Origin of the sequence: Kutzneria sp. NPDC051319 (assembly GCF_040682195.1) — a bacterium.
Taxonomy (GTDB): domain Bacteria; phylum Actinomycetota; class Actinomycetes; order Mycobacteriales; family Pseudonocardiaceae; genus Kutzneria.
In genome coordinates, this window is record NZ_JBFBAM010000045.1 from 1 (window position 1) to 15,795 (window position 15,795).

14 protein-coding genes and 1 pseudogene are annotated in these 15,795 nt (G+C 70.7%); 7 read left to right on the top strand and 8 right to left on the bottom strand.

What is annotated here, in order from left to right; all coding sequences use genetic code 11:
* Nucleotides 1-201 precede the first annotated feature (201 nt).
* Complete coding sequence (locus AB0M73_RS32810; protein ID WP_363898882.1) at nucleotides 202-2,289, top strand: tetratricopeptide repeat protein; 2,088 nt, start codon at nucleotides 202-204, stop codon at nucleotides 2,287-2,289.
* Here AB0M73_RS32810 and AB0M73_RS32815 read toward each other — a convergent pair.
* Nucleotides 2,276-3,328, bottom strand: coding sequence for an MBL fold metallo-hydrolase (locus AB0M73_RS32815; RefSeq protein WP_363898885.1), 1,053 nt, complete (start codon nucleotides 3,326-3,328; stop codon nucleotides 2,276-2,278). The two genes, AB0M73_RS32810 and AB0M73_RS32815, sit on opposite strands and share 14 nt — an antisense overlap.
* A gap of 176 nt (nucleotides 3,329-3,504) precedes the next feature.
* On the opposite strand from AB0M73_RS32815, the gene AB0M73_RS32820 reads away from it, so the two are divergent.
* The gene (locus tag AB0M73_RS32820) at nucleotides 3,505-5,352 is read left to right on the top strand and encodes a glycoside hydrolase family 9 protein (RefSeq protein WP_363898888.1); all 1,848 of its coding nucleotides are present in this window, start codon (nucleotides 3,505-3,507) and stop codon (nucleotides 5,350-5,352) included.
* Nucleotides 5,353-5,389: 37 nt separating this feature from the next.
* Here the strand turns inward: AB0M73_RS32820 and AB0M73_RS32825 are convergent, their stop codons facing one another.
* Entirely contained in the window at nucleotides 5,390-6,694 is a 1,305-nt protein-coding gene (locus AB0M73_RS32825) for an alpha/beta hydrolase-fold protein (protein ID WP_363898891.1), read from the bottom strand.
* Nucleotides 6,695-6,823: 129 nt separating this feature from the next.
* Here AB0M73_RS32825 and phoU point away from each other — a divergent pair, with 129 nt between their 5' ends.
* Nucleotides 6,824-7,471, top strand: a complete 648-nt coding sequence (gene phoU / locus AB0M73_RS32830; protein WP_363898894.1) for a phosphate signaling complex protein PhoU — start codon at nucleotides 6,824-6,826, stop codon at nucleotides 7,469-7,471.
* 4 nt (nucleotides 7,472-7,475) lie between these two features.
* Here phoU and AB0M73_RS32835 read toward each other — a convergent pair whose 3' ends face one another.
* The 5 genes from AB0M73_RS32835 to AB0M73_RS32855 all read right to left on the bottom strand — a co-directional run bounded on the left by AB0M73_RS32835 (nucleotide 7,476) and on the right by AB0M73_RS32855 (nucleotide 11,353).
* The gene (locus AB0M73_RS32835; RefSeq protein WP_363898897.1) at nucleotides 7,476-8,033 is read right to left on the bottom strand and encodes a hypothetical protein; all 558 of its coding nucleotides are present in this window, start codon (nucleotides 8,031-8,033) and stop codon (nucleotides 7,476-7,478) included.
* 131 nt (nucleotides 8,034-8,164) lie between these two features.
* On the bottom strand, nucleotides 8,165-9,310 hold the full coding sequence (locus tag AB0M73_RS32840; protein WP_363898901.1) for a CopD family protein: 1,146 nt from the start codon (nucleotides 9,308-9,310) through the stop codon (nucleotides 8,165-8,167).
* A gap of 59 nt (nucleotides 9,311-9,369) precedes the next feature.
* Nucleotides 9,370-9,975, bottom strand: a complete 606-nt coding sequence (locus AB0M73_RS32845; RefSeq protein ID WP_363898904.1) for an ElyC/SanA/YdcF family protein — start codon at nucleotides 9,973-9,975, stop codon at nucleotides 9,370-9,372.
* A 3-nt stretch (nucleotides 9,976-9,978) separates the two neighbouring features.
* A complete protein-coding gene (locus AB0M73_RS32850; protein WP_363898907.1) occupies nucleotides 9,979-10,593 on the bottom strand; it encodes an MBL fold metallo-hydrolase in 615 nt (204 codons plus the stop codon).
* The gene (locus AB0M73_RS32855) at nucleotides 10,580-11,353 is read right to left on the bottom strand and encodes a type 1 glutamine amidotransferase domain-containing protein (protein ID WP_363898910.1); all 774 of its coding nucleotides are present in this window, start codon (nucleotides 11,351-11,353) and stop codon (nucleotides 10,580-10,582) included. Before AB0M73_RS32855 ends, AB0M73_RS32850 begins: the two co-directional genes overlap by 14 nt.
* A 171-nt stretch (nucleotides 11,354-11,524) precedes the next feature.
* On the opposite strand from AB0M73_RS32855, the gene AB0M73_RS32860 reads away from it, so the two are divergent.
* From AB0M73_RS32860 to AB0M73_RS32870, 3 genes and pseudogenes are all read left to right on the top strand, one after another.
* Nucleotides 11,525-12,109 (top strand): CGNR zinc finger domain-containing protein, encoded by a 585-nt coding sequence (locus AB0M73_RS32860; protein WP_063753681.1) that lies wholly within the window; start codon nucleotides 11,525-11,527, stop codon nucleotides 12,107-12,109.
* A gap of 70 nt (nucleotides 12,110-12,179) precedes the next feature.
* Nucleotides 12,180-12,293 (top strand): annotated as a pseudogene (locus AB0M73_RS32865) (BBE domain-containing protein); the annotation flags it as partial.
* 154 nt (nucleotides 12,294-12,447) lie between these two features.
* Nucleotides 12,448-13,146, top strand: a complete 699-nt coding sequence (locus AB0M73_RS32870; RefSeq protein ID WP_363898915.1) for a helix-turn-helix domain-containing protein — start codon at nucleotides 12,448-12,450, stop codon at nucleotides 13,144-13,146.
* Nucleotides 13,147-13,197: 51 nt separating this feature from the next.
* Here AB0M73_RS32870 and AB0M73_RS32875 read toward each other — a convergent pair whose 3' ends face one another.
* Nucleotides 13,198-14,196, bottom strand: coding sequence for a radical SAM protein (locus AB0M73_RS32875; protein ID WP_363898918.1), 999 nt, complete (start codon nucleotides 14,194-14,196; stop codon nucleotides 13,198-13,200).
* Between the two features lie 391 nt (nucleotides 14,197-14,587).
* Here AB0M73_RS32875 and AB0M73_RS32880 point away from each other — a divergent pair, with 391 nt between their 5' ends.
* Nucleotides 14,588-15,784 carry a radical SAM protein gene (locus AB0M73_RS32880; RefSeq protein ID WP_363898921.1) on the top strand — a complete coding sequence of 399 codons (1,197 nt, stop codon included), beginning with the start codon at nucleotides 14,588-14,590 and terminating at the stop codon, nucleotides 15,782-15,784.
* The last annotated feature ends 11 nt before the right edge of the window (nucleotides 15,785-15,795 follow it).

Sequence of the window (15,795 nt, forward strand, 5' to 3'; positions counted from 1 at the left end):
AGACGTCGCAATCCACACCGAACCTGGAGGCCCTCCCTCATTTCAACATCATCGGCTCACGTGTCCACCCGTTCACAACCTCCCGGGGCAGTACACCTAGTCCCGCAAATCCGGGCTCGGCCACCTGTTCGCGTGAATCGCATAGGCAAGGCCAATTCCCTTGGCTAGCGTCGGATACGGCGCACGACAGGGGTCGAGGCGATGACGGACACGAACCGACACACCAGCAACACGGTCAACACCAACGCGGTCTCCGGCTTGATCGTGCAGGGCGGCCTGGTCACCGGCGACATCCACCAGCACCTGCCCGCACCGCGGCCGCCGACACCCCGGCCGTGCCAACTGCTTTCGGCGCCGGCGGGGTTCGTCGGGCGTGACGACAAGCTGGCCGCGCTTGACGCCTGCACCACCGCGGTGATCTCCGCGATCGGCGGCGCCGGCGGGTTCGGCAAGACCTGGCTCGCACTCACCTGGGCCAACCGGAACCTGGGCCGGTTCCCCGATGGACAGCTCTCGGCCGACCTGCGCGGCTTCGGCCCCGGCGAGCCCCGGCATCCCGCCGACGTGCTGGCCGACTTCCTCGCCGCCCTCGGCGTCGACCGCGATCACCAGCCCACCGACCTCGATGCCCGGATCGCGCTCTACCGCACCCACACCGCCGGCCGGCGCCTGCTGATCCTGTTGGACAACGCCGCCACCGCCGACCAGGTCGAGCCCTTGCTGCCCGGTGGCACCACGTGCACCGTCCTGATCACCAGCCGCCACCGCCTGCCGTCCTTGCTCGCCCGCCACGGCGCCCACCCCGTGCACGTCGACGTGCTCACCGACGCCGAGGCCCGCACCCTGTTGGAATCCGCCCTCGGCCACAGCGCGGAGCGGGCCGTCACCGATTTGACCGCACTGTGCAAGGGTTTTCCGCTCGCGCTGGGCCTGATCGCCGCCCGCATCCGCAGCGAACCGACCCTGATCGACGACCTTGTCGCCGACCTGGGCGCCCTCGGTCTGGCCGCCTTGGATTCCGACGACCCCGCCGCCAGCCTGCCCACCGTCCTGTCCTGGTCCCTACGCCGTCTCACCGAGCAGCACCGCACAGTTTTCGGCCTGTTGGGTATCGCCCCCGGCCCCGACATCGCCCTGCCGGCCGTCGTCTCGTTGACCGGGCTGTCACATTCCCTTGCCCGCCAAGCACTTTCGGCATTGGAGGAGGCGTCACTGCTCGAACGCCGCCCCGGCGGCCGGTACGTGATGCACGACCTGATCCGCGACTACGCCGCCAGCACGGTCCTGTCCGAGGACGTACGCGAGGCGGCTCTGGTGCGGGTGATGGACTTCTACCTGCACACCGCCGTCGCGGCCGAACCCCTCGTGGACGCATACCGCTCGCCCGCTCCGCTCGCCCCGCCCGCCGCCGGCGTCCAGCCACTGCCGATGGCCGACTTCACCGCGGCGATGGCCTGGTTCGAGGCCGAACACGCAGCCCTCCTGGCCACTCAACGCGCCGCCGTCGCCCTCGGCCGCCACCGCGTCGTCTGGCACATCGCCTGGACGCTGAACGGCTTCCACATCCGGCGTGGGCAGCTGCACGACGCGCTGACCGTGTGGCGGATCGCGCTGGACGCCGCAGCTCACCTGCCCGATCCCATCATCCGCATCCGCGCCCATCGCAACTTCGGCCGGGCCTGCTCCATGCTGGGCCGGCACCAGGAGGCGATCAGGAATCTGGACCGGGCCCTCGTACTGGCCGAGCACATCCACGACCCCGCCCACCAGGCCCACACCCACCTCCAGATCACCCATTCCTGGCAGAACCAGGGCGACTACCGGCGAGCGCTGGTGCACGCCCACCACGCTCTCGACCTCTACCTCGCCCTCGACAAGCCGACGTCGAAAGCCGATGCGTTCAACCTGGTGGGCTGGTGTGCCGCGCATCTGGACGAGTTCGACATCGCCCACGACCACTGCGCCGCTGCCCTCACCTTGCAGCGACGCCACCACAACGTCGTCGGTGAGGCAGCCGCCCTGGACAGCCTCGGGTTCGTCGCGCACCGCCGCGGCGACCACCGGAAGGCCCTCATTCTGTACAACCAGGCTCTTGACATACGCCGGTTCCATGACGCCTACGAGGTCGCGAACACCCTCGACAGCATCGGCCGCCCGTACGCCGCTTCCGGGCAACACGGGCGGGCCCGCGCGGTGTGGCTCGAAGCGCTGGACCTGTACCGGCAGCAAGGGCGCACCGCCGATGCCCAGCGCGTTCAACGACAGCTGGACGAGCTCAGGCCGCCGTGAGCTGGTACGTCGTGCCGCTGCTGCTCGGCACCCATGCGTCGGGCAGGGCACCGGCCAGGGCGTGCTGGGCGCGCCAACCGGTGCAGTGGCCGGGGACGAGCAGATCGGGGGCGAGGTCGGTGAACGCGGCGACGGTCGGCGAGATGATCGGCTCGAACGCCGGGCCGCTCAGGTGCAGGCCGCCGAGCAGCGCGTGCAGCTGGTTGACGCCGGTGAGCCGCATGGCCTGCCGCACGATGTTGACCGCGCCGGCGTGGCCGCAACCGGTGAGCACCACCAGGCCCCGACCGCGCACGTTGACGACCAGCGCCTGGTCGTCGAGGACCAGCGGGTCGTGCTGCCAGTCGGATCCGGTCCACGCCTGGTGGGCCGGCGGCATGCCGCGTTCGAACTCCGTGGTCCGGTCGATCTCGCCGGTGATCAGCACCCGGCCGTCCAGCAGCAGCGACGGTTCCCGCCGCTCGATGACCTCGTAGCCCTCACCGGCCAGCGCCCGGGCCGACAGCGTCGGCAGCTCCATCGCCTCCCGACCGGGCACGGCCAACCTCCGCCGGGTCCAGATCAGCGGGTGCACCACCATCGGCAGGGCCCGCGCGCCCTTCCGTCCGGCCAGCCCGGCCAGCCCGCCCGCGTGGTCGAAATGCCCGTGGCTCAGCACCACGCTGTGCAGCTCGCCCAGCTTCACGTCGAGCCGCTCGGCGTTGCGCACCATCGCGTCCGGCGACTGGCCGGTGTCGAACAGGACGCTCGTGCTGCGCCCGCCCGCATGCACGGTGACCAGCGCCGAGAACCCGTGTTCGGCCACCAGCCCGGCCACCGTCGCGCCGTCCTCGAACTGCGCCGCCGGCACCCTGCCCGCCATGCTCGGCCGCCGCACCCGATCGCTTCCGGGCAGCAGCGCGTCGTAGACGTTGTCGACAAGCGTCGTGATCTCCACCGCGTCCACCGGCTCCAGCCCGATCGGGTCCACCGCCGTCCCGTCGGCCGCACGGGGCATGGCGGCCAGGGCTTCAGCGGCACTACCAGGCTCGTCGCACATGCCCGTGAGCCTAGAACCCACTCCCCCCGGCCGCCTGTGCGCACTGCCCTGCACGGATGGCCGAGCGGAACTCGACGCGGTTGACCGGTCCCTCGACGGTCCGTACTTTCTACCCAATAATTAGGAAACTTTCCTAACTGTGGGCCACGCCGCCGGCCCCCGTACCGGAGGAACCCATGCATGGTGTGACAGCAGCGATAGCGGCGCTGACCGCGATCGCGTCGGCGGTGAGCCCGGCCGTGCCGGCGGCGACCACGGCGCAGATCAGGGTGGACCAGGTCGGCTACGCGACCGGCGAGGCCAAGGCCGCCTACCTGATGGGCACGACCGCGAACGCCGGGGCGGCGTTCACGGTGGTCGACGCGGCGGGCAAGTCGGTGCTGACCGGCAAGGTCGGCGCCAGCACCGGAAAGTGGAGCACGGCCTACAGCGCGGTGTACCCGATCAACCTCACGGCGCTGAAGACCAAGGGCACCTACCAGGTCAAGGTCGGCGGCACGACGTCGCCGACGTTCAAGGTGGACAGCGCCAGCGCCCTGTTCTCCCCACTGGCCGACGACACGGTGACGTTCTTCCAGATGCAGCGGGACGGCCAGGACGTGATCCCCGGGACCATGGACCGCAAGCCCAGCCACCTCACCGACAAAGCGGCGTCGGTCTACGAGATCCCGACGTTCAACGACGAGACGATCACCAGCAAGATGACCGGGACGGGCGTCACGGTCGACGCCTCGGGCGGCTGGTTCGACGCCGGTGACTTCCTGAAGTTCACCGCGACGACCTCGTACACGGTGAGCAACCTCCTGCTGTCGCAACGGGCTCACCCGACCGCGGCGCTGGGCGCGGAGGCGCAGTTCGGGCTGGACTACCTGAACAAGATGTGGGACCCCAGGACCGGCGTGCTGTACGCGCAGGTCGGCATCGGGGTCGGCGACGGCAAGGACTTCGTCGGCGACCACGAGGTGTGGCGGCTGCCGGAGGCCGACGACGCGCTGAACCCGAAGCCGGGCGACAAGGACTACTTCATCAAGTACCGCCCGGTGTTCGCGGCCAACAAGCCCGGCGCGAAGATCAGCCCCAACCTGGCCGGCCGGATGGCCGCCTCGTTCGCGCTGGCCGCGCAGAACCTGGCCACCGCGGACAAGGCGAAGGCCAGGCAGTACCTGTCCTCGGCGGCGGCGATCTACGCGCTGGCCGACACGGCCGGCGGCAGCGTCGTCTCCGTCTTCCCGCACGAGTACTACCCGGAATCGTCCTATCTGGACGACCTCGAGCTGGGCGCCACCGAAATGTCCCTGGCGGCCAAGGCATTGGGCGACAACCGCGCCAACGGCTGGGCGACCGACGCCGGTAAGTACGCCAAGGCCTACATCGCCAGCAGCAACCACGACTCGCTCAACCTGTACGACACCAGCGCGCTGGGCCACGCCGATCTCGTGAAGCTGTTGCGCCAGAACAACTCCCCCAAGCTCGCCGTCACCGAAGCGCAGCTGACCGGCGACCTCGTCCGCCAGCTGAAGGCGGCCGCCGCGGAGGCGGCCAAGAGCCCGTTCCGCACCGGCGCCCCGATCGTGGACGGGGACGGGGCCACGCACACCTTCGGCCTGATGACCACCGCCCTGCTGTACGGGCAGCTGACCGGCAAGCACGACTACGACGCCTTCGCCACCCAGCAGCGCGACTACATCCTCGGCTCCAACGCGTGGGGCATCTCGATGCTGATCGGCTCGGGCAACTTCCCGAAGTGCGTGCACAACCAGGTGGCCAACCTGGCCGGCAGCCTCACCGGCAGCGGCAGGATCGCGGTCGGCGGCGTGGCCAACGGCCCGATCGACGCCCACCAGTTCGACACCATCGACCCGCTGCCCGACGGCTACCGCGCGTGCAGCGACACCTCGTACAAGACGTACGACAACACCTCGGTCCGCTACCTGGACAACATCCTCACCTGGGCGACCAACGAGCCCGCCGACGACTACACCTCGACCGGCACGCTCGCCCTGAGCCTGGCCGCCGCCGGCTGACGCCACGGGGCCGCCCGGTCCGCGCGACCGGGCGGCCTCAGCCGGTCAGCTCCGTTTTTGTGGCCAGCCAAGGCAAAGACCGCTGGAACGCCGGCCGCCACGCCTTCCAGCTGTGGCCGCCGTCCACTTCCTCGTACCGCACCTCCATGCCGGCCGCCCGACAGGCTTCGGACACCGTGCGCTGCTGCGGCCGATAGGTCTCGTCCTGACGGCCCACCGCGACGAAACCCGCGCTGCCGGGGAACTTCGCGGCGGCCAGGATGTCCAACGGGTTGACCCGGGCGAACGCCGCCTGGTCGCCGCCGAACGCCGCGGCCACGGTCTGCTCACGCCCGCCCAGCGTCGGCTCACGTTGACCGGACAGGTCCACGAAGCTCCGGTACACCTCGGGCGCGCGCACCGCCAATTGCAGCGAACACGTGCCGCCCAAGGAGAATCCGCCGACCGCCCATCGCCGGTGATCGTCCGTCACAGCCAGGGAACGCTGGATCCACGCCGGCACATCCTTGGCCAGGTACGTCTCCACCTGCCCTAATCGCGAGTCCAGGCACAGCGGATTGGCCGCGTACGAGCCGAGGATGTCGGGCATGACCACCACCGGCGCCAAACCCTGGTGAGCCCGGGCGAAGTCGTCCAGCATGTCCGCCAAGTGGCCGCCGTCCAACCAGTCACGGGTGGTGCCGGGCTGGCCGGACAGCAGCACCAGCACCGGTAACTCGGCCCTCGGCGACACCAGGTAGGCCGGCGGCAGGTACAGCCACGCCGCCCGCGGACCGAATCCGCCGGAGGACGGGATCTCCACCGTCGACACCGCTCCCCGGTCCGGCATGCCGGCCGGCGCATGCCACACGTCAGCCAGCGGCTTCCCCCGACCCGACCGCACGAGCCAGCCGTCTTTTCCCCGCACCGAAGCGAAATCGGCCTGCGGCGACACCAGCGGCCCCAGCACGGCGCGCAAAGTCGTGTACTGGTCGAAGAATTCGTTGACCTTGGCCGCCCCGATCACGACCGACAGCACCATGCCGAACGCCAGCAGCACCCGCCCCGTCCAGCGCGCCGAGCCCACCCGGGCCACCGCCAGCGCCACGGTCAGAACCGTCAGCCCGACCCAGCCGTACAGGCTCCACGGCAGCCGGTCCGGGAACGGCGCCGCCACGTCCTCGATCACCCACCGCAGTCCGGCGGTCACCGCCACCGCGACCGCGACACAGATCGGCGCCGCCCGCGTCCACCACCGTGTCCGGCGGGTCCACGACAAGACGATCACCAACAGCGCCGAGACCACCGTGAGCGCGACCGGGATCGGGCCCTCGACCAACGACCATTCCAACGGCGAACTCACGAACACCCCGCTTCCCACCCTCACCCCAAGGACGCGCGAGAACACCTTGCGGTTGACCGTGAAATCGGAGTGAGGCTCACACTCGCCCACGATGCACGGGGTCGGGCCGGCAGGCTCTAGGATCGGACGATGCGCGAGAACTTCCACGCCGAACTGCAGAACCTGGACCTCCAGCTCGCCTCGATGTGCCAGCGGGCCGGCACCGCGATGCGGGACGCCACGGAGGCGCTGCTCCGGGTGGACCTGGGCAAGGCCGAGGGCGTCATCGGCGGGGACGAGGCGCTGGACGACGCGCGGACCGAGCTGGAGGCCCGCGCGTACGCCCTGCTGGCGTTGCAGGCCCCGGTGGCGACCGACCTGCGGGTGGTGCTGGCCAGCATCCGAGTGGCCGAACGCCTGGAGCGAATGGGCGATCTCGCCCGGCACATCGCGCAGGCGGCCCGCCGGCGGCACCCGAATCCGGCGGTCCCGGAGCCGCTGCGGGCGACCTTCGCCGACATGGGCGCGATCGCCGCGGAGATGGCCGACATCGCCGAGGGCGTGATTCGCCGCCACACGAGCGGACCATCGCTGCACGAGCTGGAGGACCGCATGGACGCCCTGCATCGCAGCGTCTTCGCGGCGACTATGGGCGATGACTGGTCGTACGGCGTGATGCCCGCGGTGGACGCCACGCTGCTGGCCCGGTTCTACGAGCGCTACGCCGACCACGCGATGTCGATCGCCCGCCGCGTGGCCTTCGTGCCCCCGGGAACCGCCTGGGCCAGCACGGAATGACGGCTCAGTTCGAGCCGACGCGCGCGCCGGTGCAGATGTTCCAGTAGTTGTTCGGATCGAATGTGCCGTCCTCGCTCGGGAAATACCATTCGACGGCCTGGTACATGAGCTTGCCGTGGCACATTCCGAGATTGAACGCCTGCACGGTCGCCGTCAGGGAAACGCCGTGCGCCAGATCGGGGGCGTCCGGGGCGACGTAGAAGGCCGTCCCGGTGGCGACGGCGGTGGCGGCGCCCCACGACTGCCACTTCACGCCGTCGACGACGCCGGTCCCGTCCCCGCCGTTGTCGATGACGGCCGGCCGCACCGTGCCGTAGCCCTTCTGCGAGGTGTTCCACGGCAGGCCCAGGGTCGGCGCCGGCCGGGAAGCCTGCGCCGACGTGGCCGTGCTCGTAGTGGGAGCAGGTGCGGTGGTCGTCGTGGTGCTGGTCGGCGTGGCGGTGCTGGTGGTCGTGGTCGGTGCGGACACCTTCGCCGGCGTGGAGTCGCACGCGATGGCGGCCAGTCCGACCAGCACGACTCCGGCGCCGATACCGGCCAGCAGGCGAACGCGTTTAAGCATGGCGGTGCTCATCACGGAATTCCCCCGAAGAATTGTGGAAACGAACGGATCTCGTTCACACATACAGGGACGCGCACACCGCCGACAGGTTCGCCATTCCGCTGCCGGTTATCGTTTCGTGACCACTGCGGTCACGCCGGCACGGGCTCGACCCGCCGGCTCAACATGGTCGACACGCGGTAGCTGGCGTACAGCGACGCCACCAGCATCACGACCAGCACCGTGCCGAGGGCGAGCACACCGCCGTCGACGGCCGGCGCGGGCGGGCCGCCGGCCTGGGTCCGGGCCGAGCCGGACAGGAACGGCACGATGGTCAGCACGGCCAGGCCCAGCACCGTCTCCACCGCCACGACCTTCGGGAAATGCTTGAGCGTCAAGGCAAATCCCCGACCGAGGTCGCCCGCGGCGTGGGCCCGGGCGATGCGTGGGGTGAGGGCGAGCTGGTTGTAGGCGCCGGCCGCGACCATGGCGGCGACGATGATCAGCTTCACGAGCAGGAACCGGCCGTAGGTGGTGGTGAAGAGCTGCCCGACGGCGCCGACGTGCCGCCAGGCCAGCCAGACCCCGGAGGCGACCACCGCGCCGACCGAGACCAGGGCGACGGAGCTGAACCGCTGCCACATGCGGGCCCAGGCCAGGCCGGCCCGTTCGCCGAGACCACGGCCGCGACCCACGATGACCAGCCCGAACAGGCCGCCGAGCCAGGCGCACGCGCCGAGGATGTGGAGCTGGGTGAGCCAGGAGTTCAGCTGCGTGTCGACGGTCTGGTTGTGCCAGGTCGTCGGCAGCGCCAGCACGACCGTGCCGAGCACGGCCAGCGGCAGCGCGACGGCGGTGGCCAGAACCGGACTGTCGCGGACGAAGAGGACGATCAGCGCCAGCGCCGCCAGCACGTAACAGACGTTCTGGACCAGGGTCAGCGTTCCCGACGACACCCACGCGCCATGCGGGGCGGGGAGGTTCAGGAAGGCCCAGATCCGGCCTGGTTCCAACGCCTGCCCGAAGGTGACGCCCTTGACGCCTCGGGCCACCCGGCCGGCCAGCTGGAGGTAACCCGCGACCAGCAGGGCCGGACCGCACCAGGCCAGTAACCGCACGGCTCTCCGGTGCACCGAGCGTCGATCGGCATCGTCCACATCGGAGCTCAGGACCGGGCGGATCACCGCCAGGTACACCACCGCGCCGCCGATCACCGCCGCCAGCGCGGCGAAGTAGGCGACCTCGCTGAACACCCGCCACCAGGCCGGAATCGCCGCCTCGGTCGGCGCCGCCGCCATCGGAAGAAGAGTCACAAGGCCGTTAGGTTTAGGCTTAGCTAACCCGGAACGCAAGCTGGTCAGTCGGCCGTTCGGGGCCAGATCGTCTCGCCGAGGGCACGCACCGTGGCGAACCACTCCCTGACCTCGTTCACGAACAGGAGGAGGGCGCCGCAGTCGCAGTCGGCGGCCACACCCTCGGCATCCACGCCCAGGCCGCGACACAGCGAGACCGCCCGCGGCAGGTGGTAGGCCTGCGTCACGAGCAGCGCCCGCCGGATGTCGAACACCCGCACGGCCCGAGCGCACGTGTCGTACGTGTCCAGGCCGTAGGGGTCCACGACGATCTTGGCTGCGGGCACGCCCCGGGCGACGAGGTAGGAGGTCATTTCCTTGGTCTCGTCGCCGGAGCTGCCGGCGGCGTTGCCGGAGACCAGCACCGACTTCGCCTTGCCGGCTTTCACCAGCTCGATCGTCGCTTCCAGCCGTCCGGTGAGGAACGGGGTGTGGACCTGGGCGCCGAACACGATCACCACCGGCGCGACGGGGGCGTCGGCGAGGTCGTGACGATGCCCGGCCGAGGCGGAGTACGCCCAGATCACACTCGCGCTCGTGAGCAGCACGGCCAGCACCACGGCGACCAGCCCGGCGCCGAGCACGCGCCGGACCCAGCGACGGCGGAACATGCGTCAGTCGGTCGCGTCCAGGAGGGCGCGTTCCCGGCCGATGGTGGTGTCGTCGCCGTGTCCGGTGTGGACGATCGTGTCGTCCGGCAGCGCGAAAAGCCTTGCGCGGATGGACGATTCGAGCGTCGGGCGATCGCTGAACGAGCGCCCGGTGGCGCCGGGGTCGCCGTTGAAGAGCGTGTCGCCCGTGAAGACGCAGCCGAGCGCAGGCGCGTAGAGGCAGACCGCCCCGGGGGCGTGACCCGGCGTGTGCAGGACTTGCAGCGAAGTGCCGGCCACGTCGATGGTCTGGCCGTCGATCAGGTCCGTGTCCCAGCGGGACTCCGTGTGCGTGAGCTCCCACAGCGGCCGGTCGTCGGGATGCAGCAGGATCGGGGCCGAGACCCGGTCGCGGAGCGCCGGCGCGACCCGCACGTGATCGTCGTGGGCATGCGTGCACACGATGGCTTTGACAGTCCGCTCCCCCACCACCGCCAGGATGTCGCCGACGGAGTGCGGAGCGTCGATGACAACGCATTCGGTGTCGTCGCCGACGACCCAGATGTTGTTGTCGACGTCGAACGTCCCGCCGTCGAGGCTGAACGTGCCGCTGGTGACTGCATGGTCAACACGAATCACCCGACGAGCATAGGGCAGCGCGTGGTCCGCGCTGCCCCTCGACATCGCTCAGGCGCTCGGCCAGGGCCTTCAGGACCGCCTCCGCCGCCTCGCCACCCGAGGCCGGGTTCTGGCCTGTGATCAGGTTGCCGTCGACCACCACGTAGGACCCCCAGGCCGGGCCCGCCGAGTAGTCCGCGCCGGCGCCGCGCAGGCGTTCTTCCAGCAGCCACGGGGCGTTCGCGGCCAGGCCCACCTGCGTCTCCTCGTCGTCGGTGAACGCCGTCAGCTTGCGGCCCTTGAACAGCCAGCTGCCGTCGGGCGCGCCGGCCGCGAAGAACGAGGCCGGGCCGTGGCACAGCGAGGCCACCACCTTGGTCTGGTCGGGCAGCAGCGCCGCCAGCACGCGGGCCACGTCCGCGTTGACCGCCAGGTCCTGCATCGGGCCGTGGCCGCCGGGGATCAGCACCCCGTCGAAGTCGGCCGGGTTCACGTCCTCCAGCCTCGCCGGCTCCTGGAGCAGGTCGCGATGGGCCTCCACATAGGCCCGCATCTCGTCCGCGTGCGCCTGGTTGCCGTTGTTGGCCTCCGCGCTCAGGCTCAGCTCGTCGGCCCGGGCCGGTCGGCCGCCCGGCGTCGCGATGGTCAGCTCCACGCCGGCCGCCGACAGGATCCGGTGCGGCACAGCGAACTCCTCCGCCCAGAAGCCGGTGGGTCGCTGGCTGCCGTCCTTCTGGCTCCAGACCGTCGCGGACGTGAGGATCACCAGCAGCTTGCTCATGTTCTCGTCTCCCTGAACTGTCGCCACGCTGGACCGCGCGGCTCGTGACCCGTCATACGCTACTCGCATACGGTCATCACATAGCAAGCCCGCCGGCCCCCTTGTGACATTCGTAACGAGTTAGCCCATGACACCCGCGTCCACTAGACTCGGCTCCAGGAGGTGTTGGTCGTGAAGGTGACTTTGGGTCCGCCGCGGGCCGGGGCGGAGTGCGTCAGCTCGGATCTGCTGATGGCGTTCGTCAATTCGCGCCCGCACCACAAGCAGCCCACCGAGCTGCTGGCCGACGGTCCCGCCGTCGCGGCCTGGTTCGCGGCCGCCGGCGCCGGCGAGTCGTCCGACGCCACCGACGCCGATGCCGCCACCGCCCGTGAACTTCGCGACGCGCTGCTCAGCATCCTTCGTGCTCATGTCGGCTGCGACGAGGGCCTGTCGATGGTGTCCGAGGCCGAGGCCCACCTCCAGCGGGCCGCGCTCCGTTTCCCCGTGACCACCGTCGTCACCGCCGACGGCTGCGAGCTGCACCCCACCGGCACCGGCGTCGACCGCTCTTTCGCCTATCTCCTCAGCGCCGTCGCCGACCTCGCCTCCCGTGGCGCCTGGGCCCGTGTCAAGGTGTGCAAGAACGACACCTGCTACACCGCCTTCTTCGACAAGACCCGCAACTCCTCCGCGCTGTACTGCAGCACCTCGTGCAGCGGCCAGATGGCCACTCGCGCCTACCGCGAGCGCAAGAAGGAGTGCTCGATCCGCTGACCGCGCCGGCCAGTTCTCGTCAGCCGGCGCCACGGAGACGGCGTTCGCGCACCGGGCTGCTCAGGTCTCGGTGCAGATTGGCAGCGGCTCGTACGTCAATTACATCAACCCGACCCAGCCAGACTGGGGCACTTCGTACTGGCGGGGCAACGTTTCCCGACTCCGCCGGACCGTCGCCGCCTACGACCCGGGCCGCGTGCGGCAAAGCCCGTGCCCAGCTGCGCGATGGGGTGCCCGAAGGCGCGGTACGGCACCGGGCGGCGCTGGCGACGGCGTCGGTGCCGGATGCTCGGGGGAATGCGGACTCCACGACGAGCGGCGGTCGGCGGTCACGGCCGATGAGCGGGGCACACGCGGACGACGGGGGACGCGGGGTGCTGGACGGCGCGTTCCGGTTGCTGGACCGACTGTGCGAGGTCGGCGACGCCGGCCTCACGGCCTTGGCGGCAGGCAGCGGACTGCCGAAGGCGACGGCGCATCGGCTGCTGGATCAGCTGGTGCGGCTGGGGGCGGTCGAACGGGCCGACACCAGGTACCGCGTCGGTCCGAGGTTGTTCCAGCTGGGCCAGGCGTGGGAGCCGCATCCCGGACTACGCAGCACTGCGACGCAGCCCCTTCACGAGCTGGCCCGGGCGACCGGGGCCTCGGTGGGTCTGTGCGTGCTGCGGGCCGGCCGGGCCCTGGTGGTGTCGGGCGTGCCGGGCGAGATCGACGAGCTGGTGCCCCTGCGTGCGGGCGCCACCTGGGGCTTCCCGACCGCGGTCGGCAAGGCGCTGGCCGCGGGCATGGCCCCGCTCGCCCTGGAATCCGCGTCCTGGCAACGAGAAGCGGCCCTGATCAGGGACCGGGGAATCGCCCTCGACCACGAGCAGGCGGTCCCCGGCGTCGCCTGCGCCGCCGTGCCGATACGCGCGCGGGACGGCCGTTCGGTGGCGGCGGTGTGCGCCATGATCGAGGCCTCCCCGCGCCTGCCCCGCATCGCCGAGGTGCTCCGCCGGGTCGGCCGCGCCATCAGCGCCGGCCTCGAACCCGGCTGACGGTCGGCCAGCCTGACGATCAGGCCCGCTGACAGTCAGCCCCGCCGAGGGTCAGGCCGGGCGGCGGGCGATGCGGCGCAGGTCGTCGGGCGAGCCGAAACGCTGGTCGATGCGTCGGGCGGCGACGGCCCACTCGGCCATGGTCCGCACGGGACCCAGGGTTTCGACGACGAAGGGATCGTGCCAGCGGGCCAGCGCCCGCTCCCACAGCACGGACGGCGGGTCGGTGCGGATGTTGCCGACGGTGCCCTCGTAGATGGACATGGCTCGCACCTCGCCGTCGGGCTCGATCTGCACGGAACCGTAGGTCGACCAGTCCCTGGCCCGATCGGGATGCATCATCAGCTGGCGGTTGTCGGTCGTCTGCACGTCCACGCCGACGCCGGCCAACGAGCGCAGCCGGGCCACGCGGTCGTCGCTGGTCAGTTCCCGCACCTGGTCGTCGGTCAGCAGCTCGGCGTCGAACCCGGCACGGCTGGCCGCGCCGCTGGGCACGACGGGGCCGAAGTAGGCGAAACCCAGCCGCGGGAAGCGGGACGCGACGGTCGCGCAGATGTCGTCGAGCTGGTGGAAGTTGCTCCGCATCACCGAGCAGTCGAGGCCGAAGTTGAACGGCACGCGCGAGGCGACGTCGTCGAGGATGGCGAGAGAGCGCAGCGCGCGGTCGAAGGCGCCGCGCCGACCGCGGATCCTGTCGTGGACCTCGGCGGTCGCGCCGTCCACGCTGACGCCCAGCAGGGACACCGTGGACGCCAGTTGCTCGGCCAGCTCGGGCCGCATCGACCAGCCGCCGGTGTACACCACGACCTGGACGCCGGCTTGCGACAGCCGCCGGGCGATGTCGGCGATCACGGGAGTCAGCAGCGGCTCTCCGCCCGACAGCACGACCGACTCCGGCCCGGCCGCCGCGATCTTGTCGGCGACCAGCAGCATCGTGTCCGGATCGAGCTGCCGCGTCGGCCGCCGACCCGATTCCGAATAGCAGTGCACGCAGAGCAGCGGGCACGCATAGGTCGTGTCCCAGACGATGATTCGCGGACCGGATTCCATGGGCACAACCACCACCGTCTGCCGCGGGCGAATACGCCGACGGGGCCAGCATGCCCCGTTCGGGGCCAATTCGGGAAGTCCCGGTCCGCTGAGCGGACCGGCCATTGCCTGCCCCGCGCTGGCCCGGCGATTCTTGAGCGGTTGGTCGATCCCGAAAGGAGGAGTCCACGTGGAGAACGAACTCGACCTCACCGAGGTCGCGACCGTCGATCCGCCGCGCGAGCCGGCGATCCAGATCGAATTCTTCGATTTCCAGACGCAGGTCGCTTGGCCGTGCCTGCCGCTGTGACACGGTGAGAACCCGCCGGGTGAGGGCGGGTTGTCGGCTCTCGCCCGGCGGCGCACACGTATTCGAGGGAAATTCGAGCCAGCGGAAAATGGGGGTCCTGGCATGCGTTTCATTCGCGGCGCCGCCGGCTACTGGGCGGTCGGCAGCACCTTCGTGGCGCGCGTCCCGGAGCAGCACTTCGACGCGCAGGGACGGCCGACGCCGGCGGTGCGGGAACTGCTGGCGGCCCGGGACGCCGCGCCGGCCACCGACTCGGACCTGTACGGCCTGACCGTGCTCGTGACGACCCGCTGCAATCTGGCCTGCCCGTACTGCTTTCAGAACACCGAACTCCCGCAGGCCCCCGAGGGCGCGATTCCGCTGCGGATCCCGGGCGCCACCGTCGATGACCGCAAGGTCGCCGACATCCTCGCCTTCACCCGCGACCGCATGGCCGAGCTGAACAAGACCGCGGTCAAGCTGATGCTGTTCGGCGGTGAGCCGACGATGTTTCCCGGCTACTGCCTGAAACTGCTGGAAGGATGCCGGCCGCTCGGGCTCGCCGGCGCGTCGATGATCTCCAACGGAACGCTGTTCGACGCCGCCGGTGCGATCGAGATGGAACGCGCCGGCCTGGAATGGGTGCAGATCAGCCTGGACGGCGACGCAGCCGACCACGACCGCTCCCGGATCACCCTCGGCGGCCGCGGCACGTTCGCCACCATTCTGCGCAACGTCGAGGCGGCCTCCGCGCGGACCGCGCTGAAATGGCGGCTGCGGGTCAACATCAGCCGCGAGTCCATCGATGGCGTGCAGACGCTCATCGACCGACTCGGCAACCGGCTCGACACCGGCCGGTTCATGCTGAAGCTGGCCCTGATCCAGGACGTCGGCATCGGCTACCAGAAATCCGTGCGGCATTCGGCGGAACTGGCGAAACGGGTGGGCGAGCTGTACCTGCACGCGATGGACGCCGGTTTCACGGTCGCCCCGCCGAGGGCCGCCCCCTGCCTGTTCTGCGACGCGGTCGGCGGCGCCACCGGCGCGGTGGTCAATTCCGACGGAACCCTGTACAGCTGCTGCCATTCCGCCGGCCAGGACGGATACGACGTCGGCACGGTCACGGCCGGCTACCACCGCGAGCCGGTCGTGCGGGAGCGGTGGGTGGTGTGCGGGTACGGGGCCGAGCCGAACACCGACAAGGCGGCCGAACGGCTGCACGCCGACATCGTCGACGCCATCGTGCTCGACCGGCTGCACGCCACCGGATCGCTGGCCGCCGCGACGGCATCGCAGTTCGCCCTGATGGACCCGGCCTGAGCCGCGAATCC